The following is a 19582-nucleotide window of genomic DNA, read 5'->3' as shown; positions in this document are numbered from 1 at the left end:
CACCCGTGTGGTGGGTGAGAGGTCACCCCCGGGAACCGACCCTGGCCCGAAGCGAGTCGGCGTAGGCGGCGACCTCGGTGTAGACCCCCGGATTGCCGGGACGGGCACAGCCGATTCCCCAGGAGACCACCCCGACGAGCTTGCCGCCGGTCGTCAGGGGCCCTCCCGAGTCACCCTGACAGCTGTCGACACCACCCTCGGGATAGCCGGCGCAGACCATGGCACCGGGGACGAAATCCCCGCCGTAGGCGGCCGAGCACTCGGAGTCCGCCCTGATCGGCACCTCGGCCCTGCGCAGGACGTCCGCCGGAACCCCTCCCTCGGAGGTGGCTCCCCAGCCGAGCACCGTGGCCGTCCTGCCCGGCCGGTACAGCTGGTCGTCCTGCTCGTCGGCCAGGACAAGGGTGGGACGTGACAGCGAACTCCGCAGCGTGAGCACCGCCACGTCCGCTCCCCCATAGGCGCTGCCGTAGTCGGGATGCGTCCAGATCCCGGCGAGCTCCGTCACTGTTCCGGCACCGGAGTTCTTGTCGGTGCGTCCCGCCACCACCCGCACGTCGGCCGGGCGCTGCTCGGCCACGCAGTGGGCCGCGGTCACCACCTTGTCCGGGGCCGCCAGGGTCCCGCCACAGAACTGCTCGCCACGACGGTCGGTCAGATACACTACCCAGGGGTGATCGGCCACCCTGGCCGGTTCGCCTCCCACCACGGGTCGTTCCGCCGCGAGGCTCCCGAACCGGGCCTCCCCGACCGCCGTGCCGAGCGGCGTCAGCGCGGTCCACAACAGAGCGGCGAGCAGCACCGCACACCGGTCACGCCACAATCTTCCTCGCATGTTCGCCCCCCGTCGCCGTCGTGACAGCTCCACGGCACTCACGCGATCCCCGTTCGGAGTGATCGCCTGATCGAGTTCATCGGCCGTACCGACGGAACCCAGTGTCCACGAAGGGTTCCGGACCAGCGCGCCTCAGCGACAAGAACGAACGATTACCACCCGATCGGGTGGGGATACTTTCCGTGTCACAGCGGTGAGTAACCCCGGGAGGTGGCGTGCCTCCACCGTCCGACACGGACACGACACCCCGACCGGCCCGTCCCCACGGCACAGGAAGCCACGCCCGTCAATAGGGTGGAACCGGTCGATCTCTCCGCGGGGAGAGCGGCACCGAACTCCGAACCACGAGAAGGGGAGAGACCATGAGCCTGGAACGTCCCATCGACCCCGATCCGTACAGCCTTCTTCCCCGGATCCCCTCCTTCACGGTCACCTCGAACGACGTGACCGACGGCCAACCCATGTCGAAGGCCCAGGCCTTCGACGGCATGGGCGCGGGCGGGGACAACATCTCACCGCAGCTTTCCTGGCACGGCTTCCCGGACAGCACGAAGAGTTTCGTGGTCACCTGCTTCGACCCCGACGCTCCCATCCCGGGAGGTTTCTGGCACTGGGTGCTGGTCGACGTACCCGCCTCGGTGACCGAACTCCCCACCGGTGCCGGAGACCGCAGCGGCAGCGGAGTCCCCTCCGGGGCCTTCCACGTGCGCAACGACATGGGCGAACGCGCCTTCGGCGGCGCGGCCCCGCCCGAAGGGGACCGTCCGCACCGCTACTACTTCGCCGTGACCGCCGTGGACAGCGACAAACTCGGTGTGGACGAGGACGCGACCCCGGCGGTGGTCAACTTCATGCTCGCCTTCCACGCCGTCGGACGAGCGGTCATCGCCCCCACCTACGCGCACTGACCCACCCGTTCCCCTGTTCCGGGGAAAGCGGCTCACCCCGGTCGGGGTGAGCCGCGGCGCTCCCCTCCCGAACGGATCGCCGGAACGAAAGCACTCACAGTGGACGCACCACCGCACGACGAGCGAGCAGGACGGTCCACAGCCCCCCAGCGGCGAGCGCGAGGGGAAGCAGCGTGACCTCTCCCGTGACCAGTACGACGCAGGTCGCCAGTCCCAGTCCGAGCACCGAGTCGACCCCCCGGATGACGAACACCCGACGGGACATGCGTCGAGTCACGAGCTCGGTGACATAGGGAAGCCCCACGGCCCAGCTCACCTGGTACACCACCCAGCCGAGCACCACCGCAACCATCGGCGACTTCCCCAGCAGAACAGGGCCCAGTCCCATCGCGAGCACCCCGGAGGCGGCCCCGCAGGCGGCCGCGGCCGCCCCGAGGCTCCGACCGACCCCGTCAAGCGCGCGCGGGTCGTTCTCCCCGCCGTTCCGCCGCCTGGCCGCCATCCTGCCCAGCAACAGGCTCCCGCAACCGTTGATCAGTACCTGTACCGGGGCCACCACCAGTCGGGCCAGTTCGAGCGCACCGACCGCGGCGGTGGAGACCAGCTGTGCCACGAGCAGTCGGGCCGCCAGCAGGCTCAACGGACGCAGACCGGCCTGCAACGCGCGCCACAGCGCGAATCCGAACAGCGTGGGAAACGCCCGGACACCGGGACGCAGCCGGGTCCACTCCCGCCGGGGAAGCAGCACCAACCCGACCAGAACCGTGGTGAGCGCCCCGCAGCACATCACCCCGAACAGCACCGCCAGACGGGCCCGGTCGAAGCCGCCGGTGGCCGGGGCCAACGCCAGCACGGTCACCACCAGGGCACACAGGTCGGTTCTCAGCAGGGAACCGAAGTCCAGTCGTGTCACGAAGATCCTGCGCACCGTCTCCGCGAGGAACCTGGACACCACCAGCCCGGCGTAGACCGGAGGCAACCACCGACGCTCGGGGGTCAGCACCGCGCACAACAGCACCGCGCAGACCACACACAGCCCCGTGACCAGTGCGGCGCTGGTCACCAGCCCGGCCCGGTTCGCGGGATCGTGCCGGTCGAAAACGGCGAAACCGTCGCAGACGAAGCCGACGTAGAGCGCGTTGGCTCCCACCGACATCGCCAACAACACGGCGAAGACGCCGTACTCGGCGAGCTCCAGGTTCGCGGCCGCCACGAACTGCACCGCGAAACTCGCGGCCGCGGTGGCTCCCTGGGACAGTATCCCGGCCATCCCGTCCTTCGAGGCCCCGCCGGTGGGGACGAGACGTCTCGCCAGCGTCACCGGACTCACCCGCGGTGTTCCGGGGAGGCCGCCACACCGCCACGTGTCTCCGGCTGTTCCCGCGTTCCCTCGGAGGCCACGGGCTGGGCGAAGGTGAACACGTGCCCGGCGACCCGTCCTCCCAGCAGTTCGATCCTCTCCCGTGCCCTGTGCCAGGCGGCCACCGAACCCTCCCGGCGCACGGTGAGCACGACGCCGTCCGCGGCCGGTATCAGCGCGCTCATCTCCGGAACGCTCTCCAGGGGAGGCAGGTCCACGAGCACGAGATCGTAGCCCGCCCTGGCCTCGGCCATGGCCCTGCGCAGCAACGAGGAGCGGAAGTAGTCGGGAGCGCCCTCCCCCGCACGTCCGGCGGGAACAACCCGGAACTGGATACCGGGGTTCACCTCGATGGTGCGAGTGGAGGTGTGCAGGGTGGCGGCTCCCGCGGCTATGGGGGCCATCCCGTACCAGTCGTTCTGCAAGGCCACGCTGTGGGAGAGTTCCTTGGTACGCACGGCGGCGTCGACCACCAGCACGCGCAGACCGTCCCGGGCCGCCGCTCCGGCCACCTGCAACACGGTCGTGGTCGCCCCGTCACCGACGCTCACTCCGGTGACGGCGACCAGCCCGCCCCGCACGGTGTTCCGCAGCACGGAGGCGACCAGGCGGTAGGAACCGAGCGGGGGCACCACGAGATTGTGCAGCCGGGCGGACTCCTCCTCCCCGAGGGCCTCGATCTCACCCAGCAGGGGCTCCTCGGCGAGCCGGGTCAGATCCGTCGCGTTGCGGACCCTGCGGTTCCGGTCGGCCCGCACCCAGGCGATGGTGGCGGCCAGCACCAAGCCCACGGCGAGGCCGGCGGCCGTGTTGCGGAGCAACAGGGCGAGCACACCCGAGGAGTCCGTGACGGCCTTGTCCACGAAGGCCACCCCGTCGCCGAACTGCTCCGAGGAGATGTCGATCTCGGTGATCCGCTGGTCGAGTTCGCTGACCGTGCGCTCGGCCGCCGTGGAGGTGGCACTTCCGGCCTGTTCGAGCTGCTCGGCCAGTTCCGCACGACGCGACCGCAGAGCGTTCAGGGCCTCCTCCGCGGCCTTGCGCACCTCAGCGGCCGACTCACGCTGGTAGGCGGCCACGACGGCGTTGGCCACCTCGGCCGAACGGGCCGCGTCCCCGAGATCGACCTCCACCGTCACCGAGTCCCCGTTGTCCGAAGCCCGTGCCCGCACCGAGTCGCGCAGCTCCTCGATGCTCTCCGGGTCGTCGAGCCGTTCACGGGCGGCACCGAGCACCCGGTCCGAGGTGACGAACAGCGCCCGCTGGTTGACGTAACGCACGAACCCGGACTCGCTGTTCACCTCGAACCCCAGGGCCTGCACGGAGTCCGGGGACTTCAGCACGATCCGCGCCTGCGCCGAGCCCGCTCCGCCCACGGTGAGAGCGACGAGCACGCTCACCAGCACGGTGCCCAGAACCACGAGCGACGAACTCCACCTGTACCGCCACAGGGCACCGATGATGTTCGGGGCGGGCAGCAGTTCGTTCATCGCGGCTCCATCCACGGTCCCTTCAGCACGCGGCACGGCACGAGAGCCCGCCGCCAGGTGCCCACGGGAGGGTAACGGTCCCACGGTCGGCAGTTCCGGCAGTCCCCCACCGGGGGGATCATGTCACGGAACGGGTCACCGTCGGCGAACACGTCGATCCCACCAACGTTGTAACGAACAGGGCCTTTCGGACGATCTTCGGACGTGGTCCCGGCAGGGACCTCACGAAGGTCCTCCATGTGAGGCGACGCGGCACACCAAGGAGATTCCGTGCTCGGTTCCCCGTCGACGAGAGACAACCGGTCCGCCGATGCGGGATGGAAAGCCACGCTCGCCCGGTTGCCGGACGTGCAGAAGTCCGCACGGGGAGCCCCCGCGTACTCCCGTTTCGTCAACCGCAGGGCGGGAGGTCTGCTGGCCGCGCTGGCCCACCTGTGGGGGCGGACTCCCAACCAGGTGACCGGAGTGAGTGCACTGTGCACCTTCCTCGGTGTGCTGGCCGTGGCACTGCTTCCCCCCTCACCGGCCCAGGGAGTGGCGGTGTGTCTCGCCCTGCTGCTCGGCTATGCCCTGGACTCCGCCGACGGGCAGCTGGCCAGGCTCCGTGGAGGTGGCGGGCCCGCCGGTGAGTGGCTGGACCACGTGGTCGACAGCGCCAAGATCCCCCTGGTGCACGTGGCCGTGCTCGTGTCCTGGTACTCCTTCGTGGAACAGCCCGTCGGCTGGTCGCTGGTTCCGCTCGGCTTCGCCGTGGTGGAAAGTGTCCTCTTCTTCGGCATGATCCTGAACGACCAGCTCCGGCGGGTGCACGGCGGCAGAACGGGCCCCGCGCAGGCCTCCTCGGTGTGGCGTTCCCTGCTGGTCGCTCCCACCGACTACGGAGTGCTCTGCCTGTCCTTCGCGCTGCTCGGCTTCCCGATGGTGTTCCGGACGGTCTACACCGCCCTGTTCCTCGCCCACGCGCTGTTCGCCTGTGCGGCACTGCCCGCCTGGTTCCTGCGTATGCGACGGTTGACCATCGGGGGTGGACAACCGTGAACAGACCTGTGGTCGGTTACGCGCCGGGTGCCTACGACATGTTCCACGTCGGCCATCTTCGGGTGTTGGAACGGGCGCGTTCGGAGTGCGACCTGCTCGTCGCGGGGGTGGCCACCGACGACGTGGTCTCCAGCGCCAAGGAACGCCCGCCCGTGATTCCCTTCGAGGAACGGCTGGAGATCGTCTCCAGCATCCGCTACGTGGACCAGGCCGTGCCGGACCCGCACGTCGACAAGTACCTGACCTGGCAACGGATCGGTTTCCACGTGCTGTTCAAGGGCGACGACTGGCGAGGCACCACGCGGGGACGCGAACTGGAGGCCAAACTCGCGAGGGTCGGGGTCCGGGTCGTGTACTTTCCCTACACCGACAGTGTTTCGAGCACACTGTTGCGTAGGCGGCTGTCCGTGACCGAGTGAACATCGCGGTCCGTCGAGGACGGGAAAGCCCCGACCCGTGAAAGGTGGACCGACACATGGGACCAGGGCGGCGACGGGTGTGGCGCCGTGTCCCCGCGGTGCTGGCGACGGCGGTGCTGTGCGTGTTCCTGCTGTTCTCCGCCGCTCCCCCTCGACCGGGCAGTTCCGACCCGGGAGGAGTTCCACCGTTCGAGAACTCGCTGCCCCGCGTTCCGGGAACCGACACGCCCGTACCCTCCACGGCGCTCTTCGTCTCCCCGCACGGCGCGGATCACGCGACGGGCGGGCGGACGGACCCGCTGCGCACGTTGAACGAAGCGGTCCGCAGGGCGGAGTCCGGAACCACCGTGGTGCTGCGCGAGGGCACCTACCGGCAGAGCGTGGGCATCGTCCGGAAGCGGTTGCACATCAGGTCGTTTCCCGGAGAACGGGTCTGGTTCAAGGGCAGTCGGATCGTCACCGACTGGACCAGGACGTCCGGGGGATGGGCCCACACGGGATGGAACCCGGACTTCTGCCGGGACTGTTTCCTTCCGGCCATCATCGACCCCGCCCACCCGCACGCAGGGCTGCCCGAGATGGTTTTCCGCGACGGCACGCCACTGCGTCAGGTCGGCACCCGCCGGGAGCTGGAACCCGGCACGTTCCTCTCCGACCCCTCGGCGGGGGTGCTGCTGCTCGGCAGCGACCCGAACGGCGCCACCGTCGAGGTCTCGACCCGCCCCTGGCTGCTCCAGTTCGACGGCCCCGCAGCGGCGGGGAGCAGTCTGCGGGGGATCGGGGTGGCCCATTACGCCTCACGCCAGGAATACGGGCGCCGGGGAGCCATGGTGGTGGTCAACTCACCCGGGGTCACCCTGGAGGGCAACGCGTTCGTGTGGTCCGCCTCCAGCGGAACCGCCGTGTTCGCCCCCGAGGCGAAGGTCGTCGACAACGTTTTCAGCGACAACGGTCTCGTCGGACTGATGGCCAACAAGGCGCACCGGATACGACTCTCCGGCAATCTTGCCGCCCGCAACAACCGCGAGCGCTTCGCCCTGAGCGGACCGGCCATCGGGGCCGCCGGGATGAAGATCACCCGGACCGACCATCCCGTGGTGCGGCGGAACTCCTTCCTGGACAACCTCGGCACGGGATGGTGGTGCGACCTGGGATGCACGAACGCGCTGGTACTGGGCAACGTCACCCGGGGAAACCTCAAGCACGGCCTGTTCTACGAGGTCTCCTCGGCGGCGCTGCTCGCCTCCAACCTGATCGCGGACAACGACGGGTTCGGCGTGAAACTGTCCAGCTCCGACCGGGTGCGCCTGGTCCACAACACCTTCACGGGCAACCACGGGTCCCTCGGCCTGTACAACGATCCGCGTCCGCCGGAGTCGGACCGTTACAGCGCCGCTCGCGGGTTGAGCTGGATCACCGGCGAGACGAGGCTCGTGAACAACTACTTCGCGGGCACCGCCGGGCGGCATCCCTTCTTCTCCGCAGCCGACCACAAACCGAAGAGCGTACCGACACCGGAGTTCGTCTCGCACAGTGACGGGAACGTCTATCTCCGGGGCGAGGAGGAACACCTGGGGGACTGGTATCTCGGATCGGGAGTCACCGAGCGGATCGAGGACCTGTCCGAGCTCACCGAGAGGACCGGTCACGGCGAACACAGTGTCCACACCCGATTTCCCGGGACCCCCTTCCGCGCCCCGGAGCGGGGAAACCACCTGTTGCGTGACGGTGTTCCGGGCAAGGGCGCGGGGCGTCCGACCCCTCCGGAAACGGCCGAGAGGCTCGGGGTGCCGCCGCGGCGGCACCCCGACGTGGGGCTGCTGGTTCCGCCCGGACGGGCCTGACCAGCGACCCAACCCTTCCCGCAGCGCGGAGGCGGAGAAGGACCCGCCCGGGCCCGCGCGGGATCCCGTGGGGCGCGGGCCCGGGCGGGGAGTCACCAACCGGTGCTGCCTCTGGGGGAACCGATGGAGGCCCCGTCGGCGTCCACGGCCCGGATCCAGTACTCGGTGTCCCCGCTGGGGGCGTCGGTGTCGGTGAAGCTCATGCTCGGGATCTCCCAGGGCCACGACTCCCTGGTCACCGTGTGGATCGGCTCCGAGGTGCCCACCCGGATCACCTCGTAACGGATCGCGCTGTTCTGCGCGTCCCAGGTTCCCTGCCATTCGATCGTCACGTCACGACTGATCCAGTTCCGCCGTACCTCGGGCGCACCGAAGGGGACCTGCGGGCCGTTATGGACCGCCCCCGGCACCGACCGCGCGGCGAACCGGGTCAACGACTGCTGGGGCTGCCCGTTCACGGTGGTGAACTCGCCGCCCACCACCACGTACTCCGAGTTCGCGTCGATCGCCCACGGACCGTTCTTCCAGGGGCTGTCCTGCGGCCCCCCGTTGGTGTTCGGCAACCACGGCAACAGTTCGGGCACGGGGTCGCCCTCGCTGACGTGGTTGGTGTCCCTGACGGCGCTGCCTCCCACGGCCGCGGTTTCCGCGGTCAACCGTTGGTAGTCGATGGAACCGTCCTCGGGGATCGCGTCCAGCGCGGCGCAGGAGTGCGTGTGGGAGGCGGCGTAGACCACCCCGTCCGCGACCGCCACCGACTGGGTGTCCCCGTAACAGCCGTCCATCCAGACGGTGGATCCGTCGTCGATCCGCACCGCCCCGCGTCCCTCGAAGCGGGGGTTCGTGCCGTGCCAGTTGTAGGAACCGAAGTAGGCGTTGCCCTTCTCGTCGGTGACGATGTCGGTCACCACGTCCTCGACGGACGGGGCCTGCCACTGCCAGGAGACGTTCGCCCCGGAGTCGGTGTCCACGGCACTCAGGGCGACCCGCCGTTGTCCGTTCACCGTGTCGAAGGCCCCGCCGAGCAGAACCCGCCCGTGGGAGGGCACGGCCCGCAGGCTGTGCACCGTGGCGTCGGCCTCCGGGGTCCAGTCCAGCAGTCCCCCGGTGGGGGAGACAGCAGCCAGCCTGGTGCGTTCCACTCCGTCGACCGCGTCGAAGGCCCCGCCGAGATAGACCGCCTCGCGGGTGGCCGAGACGGCGCGCACCCGCCCCGCCACCCGGGGGGCGAAGTCGTCGACGAGTGTTCGTTCCGCCGCGTCGAAAGCCGCCACCCGGGATCGCCACGCACCGTCGATCCTGTCGAAGTCGCCTCCGACGTAGACGCGCTTCCCGTCCGGTCCCGCGGTGATGTCGAACACGCTGTCGCAACGCCAGCGGTCGGTACCCACCGAGTCGCACAACGCCCCCGGATCGGTGGAGGACTCGAACTCGGTGGCGGTCACCGAGGGGGACCAGGGGAGGATCTCCCCGGTACGCAGGTCGAACGCCATCAGGTTGTCCCGGGGAACCTCCCCGGCCCCTCCTGGGGACACTCCCGCCGGACGGGCCTTGTCGAAGTGCCCTCCCGCGTAGACGGTGTCGCCCACGATCTCCACGGACAGCACGATCCCGTCGGTCTGCGGGGTCGGCAGGGCACCCGCCGTCACCGGCCGCGGGGACTCCTCGGCGGCCCCCACTGCCGGGGGCGTCAACACTCCGAACAGGACGGCACCGGCCAGTGCAGCCCCGATTCTTCGGCTTCGGGTCACCAGTTCACTCCCTCTTCGCCCGTTGCTCCCGTTGTTCCTCCGTCGTGCCCGCGCGCAACCCCGCGAACAACGACGGTCTCCTCCCCGCACGCGGGGAGGGGCCGGTATGGCGGACCCGCTCGGCGAGGTCCGCGTAGTCCCGCGCCACGCGGTCCCAGTCGTAGTACTGGGTCAGCCTGGTCAGCTGGAGCCTGCCGCGCTCCGCCGTCCGGTGCGGTGCCCGCTCGGCGGCGTCGAAGCACTCGGCCAGCTCCGTGGCGTCGGAGAAATAGGCCCCGTAGGGACCGAGCACCTCCCGGTTGAAACTCACGTCGTAGGCGGAGACCGCGGTGGCCGCTCCCATGGCACGTAGCAACGAGGGATTCGTCCCTCCCACGGAGTGCCCGTGCACGTAGGACAGTGCGTTGGCGTAGAGCTGGTCGAGAACACGCTGGTCCCACACGGGCCCGGCGAACAGGACGCCGTGGCCGCGTGAGGCCCGTCGGCGTACCAGAGCGGTGTAGGAGTCCGCGTAGGGAGCCGCGCCCACCAGCACCAGGGGGTGACGTGCCCCGCTGGCGAGATAGCCCTCCACGGCGAGGTGGATGTTGTTCTCCGGCTCGAAACGGGCCACCAGCAGGTGGTAGTGCCCGGCACGGAGTCCGTACTCGGACAGGGTGTCCGATCCGGCCGCCCGCAGCACCGGAGCGCCGTAGGGAATGTAGTCGGTGTCGACGCCGAAACGGTGCGAGTAGTAGTCCTGTATTCCGCGTGAGTCGGCTATCAACGCGTCGGACCAGCGTACGGACATCGCCTCCGCCGCCCGGTAGTAGTGCTTGCCCGCTCCGCCCCATTTCGCCCGCTGCCACTCGAGTCCGTCCACATGGGTGACGGTGGGAACACCACGAGCCCGTAACAACGGCAGGAACGGCGCGTTCGCCGCGTTGAACACGAAGGCCGAATCCGGTGGGCGACGCATCCCGTGCCCCACCGACAGGGCGGTGTGGCTAAACGTCTCGAGGGACTTCCTGCGCAGGGCGGGCAGGTGCACCAGGCGCATCCCCAGGTGCTCACCGGCCTCCCCCCGTGGGTCATTGCCGTGCCTGCAGTACACCGTGACCTCGTGTCCCATCCGGACCAGTCGCCGTCCCACCTCCTCGACACAGGTCTCGAATCCGCCGTAGCGCGCGGGAACTCCGCGCGTGCCGAACATCGCTATGCGCATCGCCATCCATTCCCGTGTCCGTCCGGGTGGTCCCTCTCCGCGTTCGGGGCGGCGGTGAGCGGAAGTCGCCGGACGTTCGCGTGGCCGCTCTGCCGCCGCACGGTGGGGTTCGTGTGTTCGTGTACCGACACCCTCCCCGAACGTCGCTCGCACTTTCTAGGGTGGTCCCGATTCGCCGACAGCCCTCCTCCGCCACCGCGGGGGCAGCACCCTTCCGCGAAGGAATCCCGTGCCCGACTCACGCCGTTTCCTCTGGAACTCGTCCGAGCCCCGTCCGGACACCGACAGCTGGACACTGGCCGCCTGTCTGCTGGCGTTGATCGTATCCAGCGAGTACAAGTTCCGGATCCGCGAACAGGACCAGTCCGTGTCGGGAAACCCGGACCTGTTCGTACTGTTGGAGATCGCCGTCTACGCCCTGGTCGCCGCGTGGCTGTTCCTGCGGTTCCGTCCCACGCCGCGACTTCGCACCGCGCACTGGACCACACTGGCCGCCTACGGTTACGTGGCTGTCCTGTGCCTGTCCACGGCCTACACGCCGTACCCGGAGATGGCGCTGGTGCGTTCGTGGCAGATGGTCGTCCTGCTCGCCCTGACACGTGCGGTGGTCCGGCACACCGGTCGTCCGACGATGCACCGTTTCGCGCACGCCTACTGCGTTCTGGTCACCGCCTCCGTGGTGTTCGGAGTGCTGGTTCCGTTCCCCCGGCGCGAGAGCCAGCCGGACCGGTTCACCTGGTTGTACCTGCACCCCGTCACGGCGGGCCAGTTCCTGGCCATCGCGGTTGTCGTCCTGCTCGCCTACCTGCTCGGCAGCAGGCACGGCCACGGGGGATCCCGGTGGCCGTTCCCGGTGTATCTCGGCATGCTCCTCGTCTGCGCGGGAGGCCTGATGGCCACCAACACCCGTGGAGCGGCCTTCGGTGCGGCCGTGGGGTCGTTGGTCGCCCTGTGGATCCGGTGGCGCGGGGCACGTCGTGTGGAGATCGCGGCCTTCCTCTCCGTCGGGATGCTGGCGGTGTTCCTGCTGGCGGCGCCCGCGATCGTCGCGTTCTTCACTCGGGGTCACTCGACGACGCGGCTGCTGACCCTCAACTCCCGCACGGAGCTGTGGGGATACGCCCTCGAGGAGTTCGCCACCAGACCGCTCTACGGACACGGCCAGAGCGCCACCCGTGGTCTGTTCCTGGACGAGATCGGGCTCGGAGGCGGGCACAACGCCGTGGTCAACCTGCTGGTGAACTCCGGGCTGCTCGGGCTGGCCGCGTGGTCGGCCCTGGTGGTCGGGATCTTCGTCAACACGGCACGCTCGGCGCGTTCCTCCCCCGGCTCCCACCCGGAGCGGATACTCGTCCACTCCCTGCTGATCGGTATGCTGGCCAACTCGATGTTCGCGGAGTCGCTCGGGGCTCCGACGAACGTGGCGGCCGTGTGGCTGTTCGTGCTCGCGGCCTGGGCGGAGATGCTCCGCTTCCCGGGCGGCGGGCGCGGCACCGGGGAACGGACCGGCGGGACACCTCCCCCCGCACGCCGCCGTCTCCCGGTCGGTTCCCCCGTGAGGGCCGGCCGGGGCGGCCCCTAGACACGTGCCCCACGGAGACGAGGTCGGAAGGTGGTCATGGTTCGTCCCGTCCTGTTCGTTCACCCCTCGGCGGAGCTCTACGGTTCCGACAGGATGTTCCTGGAGTCGGTGCGCGCGCTGACCGAGGCGGGGCGTGTCGTCCTGGTGGTGCTGCCCACGGGCGGCCCCTTGGTCCGACGACTGCACGCGGCGGGGGCGCGGGTGCTGCGCTGTCGCACTCCCGTGCTCCGCAAGAGCGCCCTGCGGCCACGCGGACTGCTCACCGTCCTGCGGGACTGCCTGCTCGGTGTGCTCCCCGCACTGCGGCTGCTGCTGCGGTACCGACCCGAGACGGTCTACGTGAACACGGTGACCGTTCCGCTGTGGCCGCCGCTGGCCCGGCTGCTGGGTCATCGGGTGGTGGCCCACGTGCACGAGGCGGAACAGGACGCCCCGTCGCCCGTGCGACTCGGTCTGAACGCCCCTTTGTTGTGCTGCCACACGGTGTTGGTCAACAGTCACGCCGCGAAGGAGGTGCTCTCGGGCAGTCTGCCGGTGCTGCGTGAGGAACGCGTCCGGGTGCTGCGCAACGGGGTGCGGGGACCGCAGCGGACTCCGGAACCGCCTCCTCCGGAGCGGAGGCCGCGACGGCTCCTCGTGGTGGGCAGGCTCTCCCCCCGCAAGGGCACCGACGTCGCGGTGCGTGCGGTGGCGCTGCTCCACGCCCGGGGGTATCGGGTGAGCCTGGACCTGGTGGGCTCGACGTTTCCCGGTTACGAGTGGTTCGAACGGGAGCTGGAGGAGCTGGTGCACCGGCACGGCCTCGAACACGTCGTGACCACGCACGGCTTCACCGACGACGTGTGGGCGCACTACGCCGCCGCCGACATAGCCCTGGTCCCCTCGCGTACGGAGCCGTTCGGCAACACCGCCGTGGAGGCGCAGCTGGCGATGCGTCCGGTGATCGTCACCGACGCCCAGGGACTGCCCGAAACCGTCGACCGGGGTCGAAGGGGCCACGTGGTCCCCGCCGACGATCCGCGGGCCCTGGCCGACCGGACGGCGGAGCTGCTCGACGACTGGGAGACCGCGACGTCGCTGGCCCGCTCCGCCCGCGCCGAGGCGGCTGAGCTGTTCTCCCCGCGACGTTATCGCCACCGTGTTCGGCGAGTGGTCGGTGTGGACGAAGGAACACGGGAGTTCCCGTGAACCCGTCCCGCCGACAGCGGTCGGAGTCCCCTCCGGGCGTTCGGCCGTTCTCGGCAGCGGGGCAGGGGAGCGCACTAGTAGGCTCCCTGTCTTCCCAGCACGGCACGCACCGTCTTCCAGAGGATCATCGCGTCCAGGGTCAACGACCAGTTCTCGACGTAGCGCAGGTCGAGGCGCACGCTCTCGGACCAGGAGAGGTCACTGCGGCCGCTGACCTGCCACAGCCCCGTCATTCCCGGCCGCACCAGGAAACGCCTGCGCATTTCCGGTTCGTAGCGGGCGGCCTCCCCCGGCAGCGAGGGGCGGGGGCCGACCAGGGACATCTCCCCGCGCAGGACGTTGACCAACTGGGGAAGCTCGTCCAGCGAGTAGCCGCGCAGCCAGCTCCCGACAGCGGTGGTCCTGGGGTCGTCACGGAGTTTGAAGAGCGGTCCGGCTCCCTCGTCGTGGGTGAGTCCCTCCCGGAGGGAGTCGGCTCCTTCGACCATGGTGCGGAACTTCAGCATCACGAAGGGCTCACCGTGGTGGCCGACCCTGCGCTGCCGGTACAGCACGGGGCCCGCGCTGTCCGCCTTGACGCAGGCGGCGATCACTCCCAGCAGGGGGGACAACAACACCAACAGAAGCAGTGCTCCCATCCTGTCCACCAGGGACTTCACGAACAACCGGGGTCCGGTGAAGACCGGTTCGCTCAGCCGCAGCAGCGGCATACCGAGCACTTCCGAGACGTGCACCCGGGGACCCGCGATGTCCATCAGCACGGGGGCCACCACCATCTCGGTGGGGGTTCCCTCCAGGTCCCAGCACAGCCGCTGCATCCTGGTACGGGTCCAGTACCGGTCGGCGCTGATCATCACCACCCGGTAACCGCCGAGCCGCGCCTTCGTGGCCACGTCCTCGAACCCCCCGACCACGGGCACCGAGCCGATCCGGTCCGGGGCCCGGCCGTCGCCGGACCTTCCCGAGGTGCACACGGCGCGTATCTGCCAGCCGAGGTGTGACTCGCGGCGGGTCCGCGCTATCAGGTCCTCCAGGGCGTCCGGATGTCCCGCGGCGATCACCGGGAGCAGGCAGAAGCCTGCGGCCCTGTACCGGTGCAGTATCTTGCGCAGCGTGTAGCGCTGTAACAGGCACAGCAGCGCCGTGCAGGGCAACACGCCGAAGATCCAGTCACGCAGTGACGTGGCCCCGGAGGCCACAGCCGCGAAGGCCAGGACCACGGCCGTGGTCAGTAGTGCTCGACCCAGTCTGCGGAACTCCTCGGTCCCCTGGCCGAGAATCCGCTGGTCCCAGGAGGGAACCAGCGGAACCACCAACGCGGCGGCCACCCCGACGAGGAGGAGCAGCCCCCGAGTTCCCCCGGGGCGGTCGAGCAACACGGCCCCGCCGCCCACGCACAGCAGCGCGGCGCCCGTGTCGCTTCCCGCCACAGCGAGTCGGTACAGCCGTTCCCATCGCATCCCCCCTGTCGCGGTCGGTCCGCCGCCGTCCCCCCTGTCGTCCTCGTCAGCAGCCTCGTGCCGGAAGGACGGGGTGTCGTGCGGTTCTTCGGTGTCCTCCCACGGCCGTGGCCGAGACATCCGCATACGAACTCCACTCATCCGTGACACGCCGCCGACGACCCGAGCGCGCAGCGCCGTTCCGTCGCCGGAGTGAACCGAGATCCCGTCCCCATTTTTCGAAGCTTTTTCATGTCGCGTTACAGCGCACGAACGCACCGCTGAACCGGGGAAAAACCTGGTCACACCACCCGTAAAAACCTTCGGGAAAATCGTTCCGAATTCGGAACGAACGAATAACAATTCGCCATTTTTCGCTCAAGTTCCCCACGAACGACTCCGAGAGGGAGACCGAACGAGGTTCCGTGGCCACCCGGACCCCCTCCCGCCCGGAACAGCGCGGAGGAATGCCGCCGTTCTCCCGCTGGTTGTACGTTCCGGCAACACAACCGAGACGGGATGGACACGTGCGACACTTCGATCTGATCATCATCGGCACCGGTTCGGGCAACGCGATCCTGGACGACCGGTTCTCCGACTGGGACGTGGCCGTCGTGGAGAAGGGCGTCGGCAGCGCCTCCTCCTACGGGGGGACATGCCTGAACGTCGGGTGCATACCGACCAAGATGTTCGTGCACACCGCCGACGTGGCCGACTCCCCCTCCGCCGGGGAGACGCTCGGGGTCGGCCTGCGTCGCACCGAGGTGCGCTGGGAGGAGATCCGGGACCGGATCTTCGGACGTATCGACACGATCGCCGAGAGCGGCCGGCGTTTCCGGGCGGAGCAGAACCCGAACGTGACCCTCTACGAGGGCGTGGCCAGGTTCACCGGAGTGCGCCAACTCGTGGTCGACACCGGCACCGGCCAGGAGGCCATCAGCGCCGACCGTGTGGTGGTGGCTGCGGGCGGGCGCCCCCTCATCCCCGACATCCCCGGCATCGACGACGTCGACTACCACACCAGCGACAGCGTGATGCGTCTCGAACGGCTCCCCGAGAGCATGATCATCCTGGGAACGGGCTTCATCGGAGCCGAGTTCGCGCACATCTTCTCGTCCCTCGGGGTGAGCGTGACGATGGTCGGCCGCTCCGGGCGGGTGCTGCGCGGGGAGGACGTGGACGTCTCGGAACGCTTCACCGAAACGGCCGCTCGTCGGTGGGACCTACGCCTCAACCGCACCCAGACGAAGGTCGCCCCGAGCGGGGACGGTGTCGAACTCGTGCTGGAAGGGCCGGACGGCACCGAGACCGTGCACGCCCAGACCCTGCTGGTGGCCACCGGAAGACGACCCAACTCCGATCTGCTCGACACCGCCGCGGGCGGGATCGCCACCGCCGAGAACGGCAAGGTCCGGGTGGACTCCACACAGCGGACCTCGGTGGAGGGCGTGTGGGCACTCGGCGACATCAGCAGCGAGCACGAACTCAAACACGTCGCCAACCACGAGGAACGGGTGGTCCAGCACAACCTGCTGCACCCGGACGATCCGGTCGAAAGCGACCACAGGTTCGTCCCGCACGCGGTGTTCACCGCACCGCAGATAGCCTCGGTCGGCCTCACCGAACAGCAGGCGCGGGAGCGGGGGATCACCTACACCAGCTCGGTACAGGACTACGCGGGCATTGCCTACGGATGGGCCATGGAGGACCGGACCGGCTTCGCCAAGCTGCTGGCCGATCCCGCCTCCGGGCGATTGTTGGGTGCCCACATCATCGGTCCCCAGGCTCCCACTCTGATCCAACCACTGGTGCAGGCGATGTCCTTCGGACTCGACGCCCGATCCCTGCCCCGGGGGCAGTACTGGATACACCCGGCCATGCCCGAACTGGTGGAGAACGCCCTGCTCGGGTTGGAGCTGGACTGACGGGGACGGCACGAGACCGCACCCCTCCCGGCGTCCGTCCTCCCTGACGCGCGGTTGGAGCCCGCAGGCGACGTCCTCGTCTTCGCGGGCTCCGCTCGCACGCGCCACGCCCGTCAGACGGTGCGTGGACGTCCGGCGAACACTCCGAGCAGTCCCTGGGCGGTGAGCACACCGATGAGCACGAGCAGGGAGGCCTGCCAGGATCCGGTCACGGTGTGCAGCATCCCGAACAGGAAGGGGCCCGTGGAGGCGATCAGGTACCCCACGCTCTGGGCCATCCCGGACAGCCTGCTCGTCTCGGCCGCGTTGCGGGTACGCAACGAGATCAGCACCAGCGCCAGAGGAAAGGCGCTCATACCGACGCCGATCAACAGGGACCAGAGCAGCGGGGCGGCCAGCGGAGCCACCAGCACACCCAGAAAACCCGTTATCGCCGTGGCGGCCAGTCCCACCGTCCACGCGGACTGTCCCTCGGTCCTCGTGACCAGGGGTGGCAGCACCATACTGACGGGCACGCCGATCAACAGCACCAGTCCGACCAGCGCTCCCGCCGTCGAGGCGCTGGTCCCGGCGGACTTGAACACCTCGGGCAGCCACCCCATGATCACGTAGGCCACCAGGGACTGCAGGCCGAAGTAGCCGGTCACCGCCCACGCGAGCGGACTGCGCAGCAGCGACCTGCCCGACTCCGCCGAGCTGCCGGGCGCGCTCGGTGCCGTGTTGCTCCCGTGTCCGCGACTGGCCGGAACCCAGACCGCGAAGGCGGCCAGCGCCAGCACGGCCCAGGTGGCCAGCGCCAGTCGCCATCCCCCCAGCTCGGCACGCAGCCACGGAGTGAAGGCGGACCCGGCGGAACCACCGGCGGCCATGGCCGTGGTGTAGAGCCCGGTGGCCATGCCCACCCGGTTCGGGAAGGACTCCTTGACGACCACCGGGATGAGCACGTTGCACATCGCGATGGCGGCACAGGCGACCACCGTTCCGGCCAGTACCGTGGTGGCCGCCCCCGTGACGCGCACCACCATCGCCGCCGTCAGCAGTCCGAGCGCCACTCCGACGACGCGCTGCATCCCCCAGCGGCGCGCCAGCACGGGAGCGCTGATCCCGGCGACCCCGAAGCACAGGGTCGGCACCGAGGTCAGCATGCTGGCCCAGGTGGCACTCGCCCCGAGCGACTCCCGCACGCCCCCCAGGATCGAGGACAGACTGGTGACGGCGGGGCGCATGTTCGCGGCGGCCAGCGCCACTCCCGCCAGCAGCAGGCCACCGCCCACGGCGGAGACGCGGCCGTCCCCCACGGTCTCGGTCCTGCGTTCATTGGCTTGCGAAGTCGCATCGTTTCTGGGGTGGCCCACCGTGGAACTGGCATCCTGAACGGTCAGCCGGTCGGAAACGGCTTCTGTATGCGACTCGTAAGACATCGCGTACTAGTATCGCAAACGTAGGATGTTTGGATGAAAGGACCACCCTGTGCCTTTGGTCACGACCACACGGACCGGCCTGGTGGAACAGGTCATCGCCCAGATGCGCCAGCTCGTCGCCTCGGGGGAATGGCCGATCGGACAACGGATTCCCCCGGAGGCGGAACTCGTGCAGGCCCTCGGCGTCGGCAGGAACACGGTCCGCGAGGCCGTCCGGGCCCTGGCCCACGCGGGACTGCTCGAGGTGCGTCAGGGCGACGGGACCTTCGTGCGGGCCACCAGCGAGATATCGGGGGCGGTCGGCAAGCTCTGCACCACGGAGCTGCGTCAGGTCCTCGAAGTACGCCGGGCCCTGGAGGTCGAAAGCGCGCGTCTGGCCGCCACGGCACGCACCGACACCGACGTGGCCGAGCTGGAGGTGGCCCTGCGGGAACGGGACGCGGCCATCGGCGAACGCGACCCGGAGAGGGTGGCCCACACCGACAGCAGTTTCCACCTCCGGCTGGTCCAGGCCTCGCACAACCCGGTTCTCATACAGCTCTACCAGGGCATCAGCGAGGCGGTGCTCTCCAGCGTCGCCACCACCTTCGACCCCACCGTGCCCCCGGAGCGCACCGTGTCACACACGGAGCTGTTCGAAGCCGTCCGTGACGGGAATCCGGAACGCGCCGCGGCCGAGGCGGGGGGATTCCTCGACGAGCTGTTGGCGGACGTCGAAGGACTCCCCGAAACCGACACCTCCGCCCGGGAAACCTGAACCGAGCCACGCGGACATCGGGGCGAACGACCGGACACGTGTTTCCCCGGTCCGCACACGTGTCCCACCCGCACGCACGGGCCGGGAGCCCGGACGCGGTTCCGCCGCAGGGCTCGGGTGGCCGACACGTGGTCGCAGGACCTCGCCGAGCGCGGGACACGTGGCCGGTCGCTGCTCGACGAGCTCCCGAGATCGGGCGCGGAGCACACCGGCCGTGGCTTCAGGAGCCGCTCCGAGGAGTTTCCGCACGCACCGGATGCGTGGACAGCCTCGGCAGCCCCCGGGGAACCCCCTCGTCCAGCAACCGCAGGAGCGCCGCGGTGTCCAGGTGCCGCTCGACCATGTCACCGAGGGCGTCGAGCTGGCCGGCACGCAGCTCGGCGAACGAGGTGTCCGGGGAGCACCGGAAACCCTCCCGTCC

15 protein-coding genes and 1 pseudogene are annotated in these 19582 nt (G+C 69.6%); 8 read left to right on the top strand and 8 right to left on the bottom strand.

The genetic code is table 11. The annotated features are described in order from the left end of the window. Positions 1-22 precede the first annotated feature (22 nt). Positions 23-835: a S1 family peptidase gene (locus tag CEP50_RS14710; protein WP_258175268.1), complete on the bottom strand. Its 813-nt coding sequence runs from the start codon at positions 833-835 to the stop codon at positions 23-25. Positions 836-1197: 362 nt separating this feature from the next. Here CEP50_RS14710 and CEP50_RS14705 point away from each other — a divergent pair, with 362 nt between their 5' ends. Next, complete coding sequence (locus tag CEP50_RS14705) at positions 1198-1743, top strand: YbhB/YbcL family Raf kinase inhibitor-like protein (protein WP_106114528.1); 546 nt, start codon at positions 1198-1200, stop codon at positions 1741-1743. 94 nt (positions 1744-1837) lie between these two features. Here the strand turns inward: CEP50_RS14705 and CEP50_RS14700 are convergent, their stop codons facing one another. Further along, positions 1838-3064 (bottom strand): hypothetical protein, encoded by a 1227-nt coding sequence (locus CEP50_RS14700; RefSeq protein WP_258175266.1) that lies wholly within the window; start codon positions 3062-3064, stop codon positions 1838-1840. A gap of 5 nt (positions 3065-3069) precedes the next feature. Next, on the bottom strand, positions 3070-4593 hold the full coding sequence (locus CEP50_RS14695) for an AAA family ATPase (protein ID WP_106114527.1): 1524 nt from the start codon (positions 4591-4593) through the stop codon (positions 3070-3072). A 270-nt stretch (positions 4594-4863) separates the two neighbouring features. On the opposite strand from CEP50_RS14695, the gene CEP50_RS14690 reads away from it, so the two are divergent. Genes CEP50_RS14690 through CEP50_RS14680 form a run of 3 tightly spaced genes read left to right on the top strand, consistent with a single transcriptional unit; the run spans position 4864 to position 7894 of the window. Continuing rightward, positions 4864-5631 (top strand): CDP-alcohol phosphatidyltransferase family protein, encoded by a 768-nt coding sequence (locus tag CEP50_RS14690; protein WP_106114526.1) that lies wholly within the window; start codon positions 4864-4866, stop codon positions 5629-5631. Next, positions 5628-6050 (top strand): adenylyltransferase/cytidyltransferase family protein, encoded by a 423-nt coding sequence (locus CEP50_RS14685; protein WP_181188403.1) that lies wholly within the window; start codon positions 5628-5630, stop codon positions 6048-6050. The genes CEP50_RS14690 and CEP50_RS14685 overlap by 4 nt, the downstream gene beginning before the upstream one ends. Before the next feature lie 56 nt (positions 6051-6106). Then, positions 6107-7894, top strand: coding sequence for a right-handed parallel beta-helix repeat-containing protein (locus CEP50_RS14680; protein WP_258175264.1), 1788 nt, complete (start codon positions 6107-6109; stop codon positions 7892-7894). A gap of 92 nt (positions 7895-7986) precedes the next feature. Here CEP50_RS14680 and CEP50_RS14675 read toward each other — a convergent pair whose 3' ends face one another. Together CEP50_RS14675 and CEP50_RS14670 are read right to left on the bottom strand one after the other, a co-directional pair. Beyond that, a complete protein-coding gene (locus CEP50_RS14675; RefSeq protein WP_106114523.1) occupies positions 7987-9645 on the bottom strand; it encodes a hypothetical protein in 1659 nt (552 codons plus the stop codon). Between the two features lie 4 nt (positions 9646-9649). After that, positions 9650-10855 carry a DUF1972 domain-containing protein gene (locus tag CEP50_RS14670; protein ID WP_106114522.1) on the bottom strand — a complete coding sequence of 402 codons (1206 nt, stop codon included), beginning with the start codon at positions 10853-10855 and terminating at the stop codon, positions 9650-9652. A gap of 223 nt (positions 10856-11078) precedes the next feature. On the opposite strand from CEP50_RS14670, the gene CEP50_RS14665 reads away from it, so the two are divergent. Together CEP50_RS14665 and CEP50_RS14660 are read left to right on the top strand one after the other, a co-directional pair. After that, positions 11079-12431 (top strand): O-antigen ligase family protein, encoded by a 1353-nt coding sequence (locus tag CEP50_RS14665; RefSeq protein ID WP_106114521.1) that lies wholly within the window; start codon positions 11079-11081, stop codon positions 12429-12431. 36 nt (positions 12432-12467) lie between these two features. Continuing rightward, on the top strand, positions 12468-13619 hold the full coding sequence (locus CEP50_RS14660; RefSeq protein ID WP_106114520.1) for a glycosyltransferase: 1152 nt from the start codon (positions 12468-12470) through the stop codon (positions 13617-13619). 74 nt (positions 13620-13693) lie between these two features. Here the strand turns inward: CEP50_RS14660 and CEP50_RS14655 are convergent, their stop codons facing one another. After that, positions 13694-15079 (bottom strand): sugar transferase, encoded by a 1386-nt coding sequence (locus tag CEP50_RS14655; RefSeq protein ID WP_106114552.1) that lies wholly within the window; start codon positions 15077-15079, stop codon positions 13694-13696. Positions 15080-15585: 506 nt separating this feature from the next. Here CEP50_RS14655 and CEP50_RS14650 point away from each other — a divergent pair. After that, the gene (locus CEP50_RS14650; RefSeq protein WP_106114519.1) at positions 15586-16983 is read left to right on the top strand and encodes a mycothione reductase; all 1398 of its coding nucleotides are present in this window, start codon (positions 15586-15588) and stop codon (positions 16981-16983) included. Positions 16984-17096: 113 nt separating this feature from the next. On the opposite strand, the gene CEP50_RS14645 is transcribed toward CEP50_RS14650, so the two are convergent. After that, on the bottom strand, positions 17097-18281 hold the full coding sequence (locus CEP50_RS14645; RefSeq protein WP_106114518.1) for a CynX/NimT family MFS transporter: 1185 nt from the start codon (positions 18279-18281) through the stop codon (positions 17097-17099). 172 nt (positions 18282-18453) lie between these two features. Between CEP50_RS14645 and CEP50_RS14640 the strand changes: the two genes are divergently transcribed. After that, entirely contained in the window at positions 18454-19161 is a 708-nt protein-coding gene (locus tag CEP50_RS14640; RefSeq protein WP_106114517.1) for a FadR/GntR family transcriptional regulator, read from the top strand. A gap of 220 nt (positions 19162-19381) precedes the next feature. On the opposite strand, the pseudogene CEP50_RS14635 reads toward CEP50_RS14640, so the two are convergent. Next, positions 19382-19582, bottom strand: a pseudogene (locus CEP50_RS14635) (cobyric acid synthase); the annotation flags it as partial.

Origin of the sequence: Actinopolyspora mortivallis, assembly GCF_003001495.1 — a bacterium.
GTDB lineage: Bacteria > Actinomycetota > Actinomycetes > Mycobacteriales > Pseudonocardiaceae > Actinopolyspora > Actinopolyspora mortivallis_A.
Note: the sequence above shows the minus strand (reverse complement) of the source record. Positions and strands in the feature narration are given on the sequence as shown.

What these genes read in the sequence shown, in the direction of transcription:
- CEP50_RS14705 (WP_106114528.1), top strand. Translation starts at nt 1,198, where the DNA reads ATGAGCCTGGAACGTCCCATCGACCCCGATCCGTACAGCCTTCTTCCC.
- CEP50_RS14660 (WP_106114520.1), top strand. Translation starts at nt 12,468, where the DNA reads ATGGTTCGTCCCGTCCTGTTCGTTCACCCCTCGGCGGAGCTCTACGGT.
- CEP50_RS14710 (WP_258175268.1), bottom strand. Translation starts at nt 835, where the DNA reads ATGCGAGGAAGATTGTGGCGTGACCGGTGTGCGGTGCTGCTCGCCGCT.
- CEP50_RS14680 (WP_258175264.1), top strand. Translation starts at nt 6,107, where the DNA reads ATGGGACCAGGGCGGCGACGGGTGTGGCGCCGTGTCCCCGCGGTGCTG.
- CEP50_RS14655 (WP_106114552.1), bottom strand. Translation starts at nt 15,079, where the DNA reads ATGCGATGGGAACGGCTGTACCGACTCGCTGTGGCGGGAAGCGACACG.
- CEP50_RS14695 (WP_106114527.1), bottom strand. Translation starts at nt 4,593, where the DNA reads ATGAACGAACTGCTGCCCGCCCCGAACATCATCGGTGCCCTGTGGCGG.
- CEP50_RS14670 (WP_106114522.1), bottom strand. Translation starts at nt 10,855, where the DNA reads ATGGCGATGCGCATAGCGATGTTCGGCACGCGCGGAGTTCCCGCGCGC.